Consider the following 9,218-nt stretch of genomic DNA (forward strand, 5'->3'; position numbering starts at 1 on the left):
TCAGTCTTGTTCGTGCTGGAAAATTTCGGGTGCGGACGAGCCGGGCACCGCCGCCACATGGGTGTCCAGCGTCAGCCGGTGCTCCATGCGGTCCTTTTTGGTCTGCAGGTAGCGGATGTTCTGGTCACGCGAGGGCACCTCGGTGGGAACCATCTCCACCACCTTGACACCCGCCTTGGCGAGCCTGTTCTGCTTGTCCGGGTTGTTGCTCAGGAGCCGGACCTCGTGCAGGCCCATCTCCGCCAGGACCTGGGCAGCAGCGTTATAGGAACGGGCGTCCACCGGCAGGCCCAGCTGTTCGTTGGCCTCTACCGTGTCGAAACCGGCCTCCTGGAGGGCGTAGGCCTTGATCTTATTGGCCAGACCGATTCCCCGGCCTTCCTGTCCGCGCAGGTACAGGAGGGTTCCGCCGAGCTCATGGATCATTTCCAGGGCAAAGGCCAGTTGCTCGCCGCAGTCGCAGCGGTAGGAGCCAAAGATGTCACCCGTGAGGCATTCGGAGTGCAACCGGACCAAAGGAGCCTTGCCGTCCTTGGGCGCGTTTGGCGAGCTGACGGCAAGGTGCTCTGCGCCAGTCACGAGGTCAGTCCACGCCTGCGCCACAAAGTCCCCAAACGCCGTGGGCAGTTGAACAATGGGGCCACCGCTAACTGGGTGAAGGACTTTACTGTCGCCTGCCTGCCCCTTGTGGTGGCCGTTGCCGTGGTTGCCCTCGTGGCTGTCGTCACTGGCTCCGGAAGCCGTCATCGTTTCTCCTCTTCTCCGCCCGGGTGAATAACCCCGGTGTCACTCTCCGCTGCAGCCGCCGGTCTTGCTTCAAGGTAGGCCACCAGATCCTCGATAGAGATCAGGGGACAACCGTGTTCGGCGGCAAAAATCCGCAGTCCGTCCAGACGCATCATTTCACCATCGTCGTACACCACCTCCGCGATCACGCCCACGGGCTCCAGGCCGGCAAGCCGGCACAGGTCCACGGCCGCCTCGGTGTGGCCGGCGCGTTCGCGCACTCCACCCTTAACTGCCCGCAGCGGGAATATATGCCCGGGCCGGGTCAGGGAGGCCGGACCGGCGGCGGGGTCAGCCAGGATGCGGGCAGTCAAGGCCCGGTCCGTGGCCGAGATGCCGGTGCTGACGCCCACTGCGGCGTCGCAAGATACTGTGTAGGCCGTGCCTTTGGCATCCTGGTTCACCGCGACCATGGGAGGCAATGCCAGGTCGTCGGCGCGTTCCCCGGAAAGCGGGACGCAGATGACGCCGGAGCTGTAGCGAATGGTCCAGCCCATCAGCGCCGGAGTGGCGTGCTGGGCGGCGAAGATGATGTCGCCTTCGTTTTCGCGGTCCTCGTTGTCAACTACCAGCACGGGGCGGCCTGCGGCCATGGCGCGGATGGCGTCCTCCACGGCGTCCAGTCCCAGTGCGGCCTTTGTTGGCTGCTCCAGGTGCGCGGTGCCGTTCATCGGGTTCCTCCAGTGGCTGCGCCGGTGCTGAAGGCCAGCAGCCGTTCGGTGTACTTGGCGAGGACGTCAACCTCGAGGTTGACCCTGCTTCCGGTGGATTTGGCACCCAGCCCGGTTTCAGCGAGGGTGGTGGGGATCAGCCCCACTTCGAACCAGGGCTCGGGTTCCGCTGCCGGGCTGACGGCGGTCACTGTGAGTGAGACGCCGTCGATGGCGATGGAGCCCTTTTCTGCGATGTAGCGCGCCAGGTTGGCCGGCACGCCGAACCGCAGCCGCTCCCAGTTGCCCAGTGGCTCGCGCTCCAGCAGCTGCCCAACGCCGTCGACATGGCCCTGGACAACGTGGCCGTCCAGCCGGCCGCCTGCAGGGACGCAACGCTCAAGGTTGACGGAGTCGCCGGCGGCGAGTTCGCCGATGGTGCTGCGGACCAGCGTTTCGCCCATGACATCCACGCTGAAGTCCCTGCCGTCGATCCGGGTGGCGGTCAGGCAGACACCGTTGACTGCGATGGAGCCGCCCAGGGCGAGGCCCTCGGTGCTGGCGGGGGCGTGGAGCCTGACGGTGGCGCTGGTGTCGCCGTCCCGTTCAACGGACAGGACCCGCCCCTGCTCGGCAATTATTCCGGTAAACATCAGTGCCCTCCCAAGGCTGGTTCCGCGCCTGCAAGGCCCGGTTGTGGTTCCAAAGGTTGTGTGTTGTGGGGACGCAGGTGCAGCCGGAGGTCCCGGCCCAGCGTCCTGACGGCGCCGCCGTCGGACTGGTCCCAGTTCCAGTGCTGGGCGTTCCGCAACGTTGTGATGCCGAGTCCGTTCAGTGCCGGTGTGCCGGACCCCAGCAGCGTGGGAGCCAGATATACGATCAGCTCGTCAACGAGGCCGGCAGCAAGGAACGCGCTGAGGATCCGCGAGCCGCCTTCCACCATGACGTGGCGGATTCCTGCTGCGAACAGCAGCGAGAGCGCCTCATGCGGATCACGCGTGGGCAGGTGGAGCACCCTTCCGTCGTCGCCGTGGACGGCCGCGTCCGCCGGGATGGCACGCAGGCCCATCACGGCGCGGAGGGGCTGTTTGCCCGCCACCACGCCGGAGGAGTCGCGGGCGGTCAGCCGCGGGTTGTCGATGAGCACGGTCTGCGTCCCCACCAGGATGGCGTCGATCCTCCCGCGCAATCCGTGGTTGTCCGCGAGGGATTCGGGACTGGAGATCCACTGGCTGGTCCCGTCCTCGGCGGCGATGCGGCTGTCGAGTGTCTGGGCAATGTGGAGGGTCACGAACGGCCGCTTTTCGGCAACTCCCTGGAACCACTGGCGGTTCAGCTCAAGCGCCTCCTCCGCGGCGAGTCCGCTGCGCACCCTGACACCGGCGTCGCGGAGGGTGGTGGCGCCGCCCGCCGCCGGGTCATGGGGGTCGTCCACGGCATAGATAACGTCAGTGATTCCCGCTTCGATGATCGCCTGGGCGCACGGCCCCGTCCGGCCGACGTGGTTGCATGGTTCCAGGGTGACCAACATGGTGGCGCCGCGCAGGTCCAAGCCGGTTGCCTCGGCCTGGGCGATGGCGTCGGCTTCGGCGTGTGCCGTCCCGGCGCCGCGGTGGAACCCGGTCACCAGATGCCGGCCTTCAGCGTCGACGACGACGGCGCCCACCAGCGGGTTGGCGCCGCGCGGGCCGCGCAGGGCTGCGTCAAGGGCGGCTTCCATGGCGCGTGTTTCCGCGGCGGTGAACGCAGACACCATCCTGGTGTCCTGGGAGACCGGCGCCTCCTGCCCTGTGGACGCGGTCATGGCCTGACCGCCGGCCCGGCGGCTTCAGCTTCCACGCCAAGAGGAGTCAGGGCGTCGAAGAGCCATCGCAAAGGGTTCATGTGTGTTGTCGTTCCTTCCCTCTAGAACCGCGATGGCTCCGGGGGTATACGACAGCAGAAGGCTGCGGCATCAAATGATGCCGCAGATACAGCTGTACGTGCTTCTCTCATCCAGACTTTAACTGTCGGTACCGGAATTTCACCGGTTCAACCGTCCGCCGGTTCCCTCCCTGGTGGGAAAGCGCCGGCTCGCGGGTCGCGGACTGTCACCGCCGGTTCGGACTTACACCGACCCCGGAGCACGTATTGTGTGTTGCTATTCTGCCACAACCATGAAGGTGGGCTGACTATTCCGGCGACCCCGCGCGTAACGTTTGGCTGCCCGCTTTGCGCAGCTGTTCAATGGCCGCCGCCGGGTCCTCCGCGCCGTAAACGGCCGAGCCCGCAACGAAGACGTTGGCTCCCGCTTCGGCTGCCCGGTTGATGGTTTCCTCGGTGATGCCGCCGTCAACCTGGATGGCCACTCCGATTCCCGAGCCGTCGATGGCCGCCCTGGCCCGGCGGATCTTGGGAAGCGTCAGGTCCAGGAACGCCTGTCCGCCGAAGCCTGGCTCCACGGTCATGATGAGCAGCATGTCCAGTTCGGCCAGCATGTCCAGGTAGGGCTCCACAGGTGTACCGGGCCGCAGCGCCATGCCCGCCTTGGAGCCGCGGGCGCGGAGCTCGCGCGCCAGCTTGATCGGGGCTATGGAGGCCTCGGCATGGAAAGTCACGGAGGCGAGGCCTGCGTCTGCGAATCCCGGGGCCCACCGGTCGGCGTCGGCGATCATCAGGTGCGCGTCCAGCGGCACCGGGCTGACCGCCTGGATCCGCTGGACCACCGGTAGTCCGATGGTGAGGTTGGGAACGAAGTGGTTGTCCATCACGTCCACGTGGACAGCGTCAGCGTTGCTGATGCGGTGCAGTTCCGCCTCGAGGTTGACGAAGTCGGCGGAGAGGATGCTCGGGTTGATGCAGCATTGCGTCACGTGGGTACCTTTCACGGGTCAGGCCTTCTTACGGATCAGGGCGAGGAACATGGCGTCCGTGCTGTGGATGTGGGGCCAGAGCTGGGCAGTCAGCCCGTGCCCGGCGCCCAGGCTGCCGGTGAGGCTGACACTGTCCAGCACCGCGCCGGCGTCGAGGAGTTCCAGGTCGTCGCGCTTGCGCAGTGCGTCAGTCACGACGGTGGTGGTTTCGGCGGGATGCGGTGAGCATGTGACATACGCCACCACGCCGCCCGGGCGGACGGCGGCCAGCGCTGATTTGAGCAGGTCGCGCTGCAGAGGTCCCAGGTCGGCGAGGTCCTTGGGAGTGCGGCGCCAGCGGGATTCCGGCCGGCGGCGGAGCGCGCCGAGTCCGCTGCAGGGGACATCCACCAGGACGCGGTCGAAGGATTCGGCCTGCTCGGTGCCGACGTCGCGGCCGTCGCCGGTGCGGACGTCCCAAGCGTCCTTCGGGACGGCGGAAAGGGCCTGGCTGACGAGTTTTGCCCGGTGCGGCGCGGGTTCGTTCGCGAGGAGTTTGGCGCCCCGGGCATTGGCCAGGGCACCAAGGAGGGCCGCTTTTCCGCCTGGGCCGGCACACAGGTCCAGCCAGGCCTCCGGGCTGGTGGCGCTATCAAGGTCCACCGCGGCCAGTGCGCGGGCCACGAGCTGCGATCCCACGTCCTGGACCCGGGTGGTGCCTTCGCGTACGGAGGCCAGCCGGCCGAGGTCGCCGCCGCTGGAGAGGGCCGAACCCTCAACCAGCTCGCCCGGGGTGGCTCCGTTTTCGAGTGCCTCGTCCAGGCTTCCCAGTCCCGGCAGGGCCACCAGGTTGACCACCGGGGCCGCGTTATCGGCTTCCAGCAGATCGTTGATCTCGGTGGCGGACCGCCCATGGGCCACCAGGGACTGGCGCATGGCACGGACGATCCATTCCGGGTGCGCATGCCGGATGGAAGCGACCTTGGTTTCATCGCTTTCACCGGCGACCAGCACGTCCAGCCATTCGTCGAGGGTGTGCGCCGTGACCTTCCGGAGCACGGCGTTGATGAGCGCAGACGGGCCGGCGCCGATCACGGCGCGGGCCAGGCCAACCGTCTGGTCAAGGGCCGCGTGGGCAGGCACGCGCATGGCCAGCAGCTGATGGGTACCGATCCGAAGGGCATCGAGAACGGCGGGATCAAGCTGGTCCAGCGGCCTGTCGACGCAGCGGGCCAGGACGGCATCGTAAGTACCCTGGCCGCGAAGTGCCCCGTAGCTCAGCTCCGTTGCGAAGCCGGCGTCGCGCTTGTCCAGGCCGTGATGGCGGATACGGGACGGCAGCACCAGGTTGGCATACGCATCCTCCGCAGCCACGGCGCGCAGGACTTCGAAAGCAACCAGCCGCGCCGGATCCGCCCGGCGGGTCCGCTGCGCCGGCGCGTTTTCAGTGAAGCTGCGCTGCGAGGGCCGGTTGCGCTCCCGGCCCTGGGCGTTGCGCTGGCTGCTGTCCCGCTGGCCGCCGCCGCGACCGCCCCGTTGTCCCCCGCCGCCGCCACGCCCCGTACCGCCGGAGCTGCCGCCGCGGCCGGAGCCGCCTGTGTTTCCGCCGGACATGCTCATTCGAACACCACGCTTTCAAGGGAAGCCATACCGCGTGCCCAATCGGCCGCGGCCATCATCTTTTTGCCCGAGGGCTGGATCCGCGTGAGTTCAACGGCGTGGGAGCCGGTGCCTGCCAGGACGCTTTTGCCGCTGAGCATCAGCGCCCCGGGCCCGAGGTCTGTGACCTCCGGCCGGAGCCGGACTGGCTCCAGCTTGACCCGCTGTCCGTCGAGGGTTGTCCAGGCGCCGGGTTCCGGCGTGACCCCGCGGGCGCGCCGGCCGATGGCCAGCGCGGGCTGGCCCCAGTCGATCCGGCCGTCCTCGAGGGTCAGCTTGGGGGCGAGCGAAACGTCTCCCTGCTGCGGCTGCGGGGCAGCCTTGCCCGCATCGACGGCGGAGAGGGTCTGCGCCAGGAGTACGGCACCGCTGTGGGACAGCCGCTCCAGCAGCAGCCCGGCGGTGTCCTCGGGGCCGACGCTTTCTGTCAGGGTCCCGAACACGGGGCCGGTATCCAGGCCGGCTTCGAGCTGGAACGTCACAGCACCGGTGACGTCGTCGCCTGCGATCACAGCGCGCTGCACGGGCGCGGCACCGCGCCAGGCCGGCAGGAGGGAGAAGTGCAGGTTGATCCAGCCGTGCCGCGGTACGCCCAGGGCAGCCGGGGGGATCAGTCCCCCATAGGCAACAATGGCCGCAACATCCGGGTTGACCGCTGCGATCTTTGCCGTTACCTCCGCATCAACCCTGGCCGCGCGGATGACGTCAATGCCGAGCTCGGCGGCGCGCTGTGCAACGGGCGACGGCGTCAGCACCCGTTTGCGTCCGACCGGCGCGTCAGGGCGGGTCAGCACTGCGACGACGTCGAAGCCCGCCTGGACGAGGGCGTCCAGTGACGGCACCGCGACTGCGGGGGTGCCGGCAAAAAGTACCCTCATTCAGCGGCACCGGGCGCCGGGGCACCAAAGCTTGCGCCGCCAAAACTGGACCCGCCGAAACTGGACCCGACTGTTTTGGCGCGCTTCGCCGTCGTGCGTTCCGTAATGGCGTCATAGTTCGCGTTGCGGATGGACCGCAGGGCCTTCTTCCGGTCCTCGCCCTCCAGCCGGTCGGTGTAGAGGATGCCGTCCAGGTGGTCGGTCTCGTGCTGGAAGCAGCGGGCCAGCATGCCCTCACCCTCGACGGTGACGGGATTGCCATGGAGGTCCACGCCGGTGACCTTCGTGGCGCGGAAACGCCGGACAGGGAATCCAAGCCCCGGGATGGACAGGCAGCCTTCCACGTGGTCCGGCTGGTAGTCCTCGCTGTTTTCCAGGACAGGGTTGATGATGTGGCCGTCCACGCCGCCGACGCGGTAGGTAAAGACCCGCTGGCTGACGCCGATCTGCGGTGCGGCGAGGCCGGCGCCGTCCACGTCCTCCATGGTCTCGGTCATGTCCGCCACCAGCTTGGCCAGCTCCGGCCCGAACTCCGTCACGGGATCGGCCACTGTGCGGAGCACAGGATCGCCGATGATGCGGATATTCAGAATGGCCATGTGCTGTCTTTCCTCACGGTTGGCGGATTGGGGAACCAATCCAGTTTAGGCGGTGCGCAGCGGGCTATGCGGTCCGCGCCTGCACGGGCGGGGGCGCGATGGGCAGCAGCGCTGTGCCGGCGCTGATGGTGTCGGCGGACAGTTCCCAGACGCGCCGCAGTGCGCAGAACTTCCACCAGTGGTGCTTCAGGACGTCCGGGTTTGCCCGCACCGGCCGCACTTCCGTCTCGCCGATGGCCACTGCAAGGAGGACGGGGTTTTCGCCGTGTTTCCAGGCCTCCCACTCACCGGCGACGGGATCCACCAGGCTTTCTTCCGCCTTCATTCCGGCGACCAGCTGCATGACTACCTTGTCGTCGAGGGGCTTGACCGTTCCGTCCCGAGTGGTGCCTTTGGTTTTGTAGTCGATGAGGCAGATCCGGCCGTTGATCTTTGCCACCAGGTCCAAGGTCCCTGCGTAGCCCACTGATTTGTTCCAGACCGTGATTTCCGGAGCGATGGGCTCCACCCTGTACAGCTCCCACCATTCGTCGAACCGCACGGCGAAGGCTTCCTCACCGTTTGCGGCCAGCGCCTCACGGGTTTCCTTCATGGCGTGCGGCCGGCCGAGGGCACGCAGGGCCACCTGCTCGCAGTAGTTGTGGACGCGGTCTCCACGCCTGGCCGCCTCGTCACGGTAGGTTTCGGCAGCCTTCGCCGCCCGGTTGACCGCCTGGCGGATCTTCGCCGGACTGCCGAGGCAGTCAGCCAGCAGCGGATCCTTCGCCAGGCTGCTTGCACCCATGTACCCAAACCAGCCGTCCAGTCCGTGCGGCTGCTGGCCGATCACCGTGGTGATGGACGGGACCGTGAACGGCTCGGACGTCGAGCGCGCGTACATGCGGCCATATTCGGTGGCGTGGGCAAGAAGCGGATCAGTCATACAAAGACTCTTTCACAAGGGGCTGACAGAATGGTGGGCACATTGGCCGGGCACAAAAAAGGTCCGTTTCCGCTTGGAGGAGCGGAAACGGACCTGTTTCTCGGTGGGCGATACTGGGTTCGAACCAGTGACCTCTTCGGTGTGAACGAAGCGCGCTACCACTGCGCCAATCGCCCCGATGCATTTGAATGCTAGCCCACCCTGCGCCGATTCGGAAATCGGGTGGAAAGGCACCGGGCGTTGGCCCTAATTACAGGCCTGTAATTCGGATATTTCCCTAGAATTCGCGGATCCCGAGGCATCAGCCCACTGCCGGTGGTGTTCGATTTGGAGAATCCCTGAACCTCCTATAGAGTTCTTACTCGTTGGAACGCGAGGAAATGCCCAAACGGCACGGAATCAAGCCTCCAAAATGCGGACGTAGCTCAGCTGGTAGAGCACCACCTTGCCAAGGTGGATGTCGCGAGTTCGAATCTCGTCGTCCGCTCGCAGGACACTGTCACGGCAACGGCTCTTTACGATCCGGCGCTTACACGGTGGGTTGGCCGAGAGGCGAGGCAGCGGCCTGCAAAGCCGTATACACGGGTTCGAATCCCGTACCCACCTCGGTGAAAACCATGGTTTCCGGTTGATTCCGGATGGCAATGGGCGATTGGCGCAGCGGTAGCGCGCTTCCCTGACACGGAAGAGGTCACTGGTTCGATCCCAGTATCGCCCACAGCAGCAGCTCTCCATGGAGCTGCTTTTTTGTTGCCCGCTCCCCCCTTTGACCTATCACTTTCGGTCGCCAATCAGCAGGTGAGGCAACCAAAACTGATAAGGCAACGCGGTCCATGGTTCCTCAGGCCGGCCGGGACTTTACAGGATTTGTCACAGCACCTTGGAACCTCCAG

At 66.6% G+C, this 9,218-nt stretch carries 9 protein-coding genes, 4 tRNA genes and 1 riboswitch; of the genes, 3 read left to right on the forward strand and 10 right to left on the reverse strand.

All coding sequences use genetic code 11. The features are described 5' to 3' along the window. From ribA to AU175_RS02660, 10 genes are all read right to left on the reverse strand, one after another. On the reverse strand, window positions 1-747 hold the full coding sequence (gene ribA, locus AU175_RS02615; RefSeq protein ID WP_066285601.1) for a GTP cyclohydrolase II: 747 nt from the start codon (window positions 745-747) through the stop codon (window positions 1-3). Continuing rightward, on the reverse strand, window positions 744-1,457 hold the full coding sequence (gene ribB, locus AU175_RS02620) for a 3,4-dihydroxy-2-butanone-4-phosphate synthase (RefSeq protein ID WP_082978988.1): 714 nt from the start codon (window positions 1,455-1,457) through the stop codon (window positions 744-746). Before ribB ends, ribA begins: the two co-directional genes overlap by 4 nt. Then, a complete protein-coding gene (locus tag AU175_RS02625) occupies window positions 1,454-2,089 on the reverse strand; it encodes a riboflavin synthase (protein WP_066285603.1) in 636 nt (211 codons plus the stop codon). Before AU175_RS02625 ends, ribB begins: the two co-directional genes overlap by 4 nt. After that, on the reverse strand, window positions 2,089-3,240 hold the full coding sequence (gene ribD, locus AU175_RS02630; RefSeq protein ID WP_066285605.1) for a bifunctional diaminohydroxyphosphoribosylaminopyrimidine deaminase/5-amino-6-(5-phosphoribosylamino)uracil reductase RibD: 1,152 nt from the start codon (window positions 3,238-3,240) through the stop codon (window positions 2,089-2,091). Before ribD ends, AU175_RS02625 begins: the two co-directional genes overlap by 1 nt. Window positions 3,241-3,414: 174 nt before the next feature. Then, window positions 3,415-3,567: riboswitch (FMN riboswitch) on the reverse strand. A 40-nt stretch (window positions 3,568-3,607) separates the two neighbouring features. After that, on the reverse strand, window positions 3,608-4,288 hold the full coding sequence (rpe, locus tag AU175_RS02635) for a ribulose-phosphate 3-epimerase (RefSeq protein WP_066290423.1): 681 nt from the start codon (window positions 4,286-4,288) through the stop codon (window positions 3,608-3,610). A gap of 18 nt (window positions 4,289-4,306) precedes the next feature. After that, window positions 4,307-5,887, reverse strand: coding sequence for an RsmB/NOP family class I SAM-dependent RNA methyltransferase (locus AU175_RS02640; RefSeq protein ID WP_066285606.1), 1,581 nt, complete (start codon window positions 5,885-5,887; stop codon window positions 4,307-4,309). Then, window positions 5,884-6,804: a methionyl-tRNA formyltransferase gene (gene fmt / locus AU175_RS02645; RefSeq protein ID WP_066285611.1), complete on the reverse strand. Its 921-nt coding sequence runs from the start codon at window positions 6,802-6,804 to the stop codon at window positions 5,884-5,886. The genes AU175_RS02640 and fmt overlap by 4 nt, the downstream gene beginning before the upstream one ends. Beyond that, a complete protein-coding gene (gene def / locus AU175_RS02650) occupies window positions 6,801-7,403 on the reverse strand; it encodes a peptide deformylase (RefSeq protein ID WP_066285612.1) in 603 nt (200 codons plus the stop codon). The genes fmt and def overlap by 4 nt, the downstream gene beginning before the upstream one ends. Window positions 7,404-7,467: 64 nt before the next feature. After that, window positions 7,468-8,325, reverse strand: coding sequence for a cytochrome (locus tag AU175_RS02655; RefSeq protein WP_066285613.1), 858 nt, complete (start codon window positions 8,323-8,325; stop codon window positions 7,468-7,470). A 104-nt stretch (window positions 8,326-8,429) separates the two neighbouring features. Further along, window positions 8,430-8,501: transfer RNA gene (locus AU175_RS02660), tRNA-Val, on the reverse strand. Window positions 8,502-8,739: 238 nt separating this feature from the next. On the opposite strand from AU175_RS02660, the gene AU175_RS02665 reads away from it, so the two are divergent. The 3 genes from AU175_RS02665 to AU175_RS02675 all read left to right on the forward strand — a co-directional run bounded on the left by AU175_RS02665 (window position 8,740) and on the right by AU175_RS02675 (window position 9,043). Continuing rightward, window positions 8,740-8,812: transfer RNA gene (locus AU175_RS02665), tRNA-Gly, on the forward strand. 48 nt (window positions 8,813-8,860) lie between these two features. Next, window positions 8,861-8,931: transfer RNA gene (locus tag AU175_RS02670), tRNA-Cys, on the forward strand. A gap of 40 nt (window positions 8,932-8,971) precedes the next feature. Further along, window positions 8,972-9,043: transfer RNA gene (locus AU175_RS02675), tRNA-Val, on the forward strand. Window positions 9,044-9,218: the final 175 nt, after the last annotated feature.

This window comes from Arthrobacter sp. B6, assembly GCF_001663775.1.
Taxonomy (GTDB): domain Bacteria; phylum Actinomycetota; class Actinomycetes; order Actinomycetales; family Micrococcaceae; genus Arthrobacter.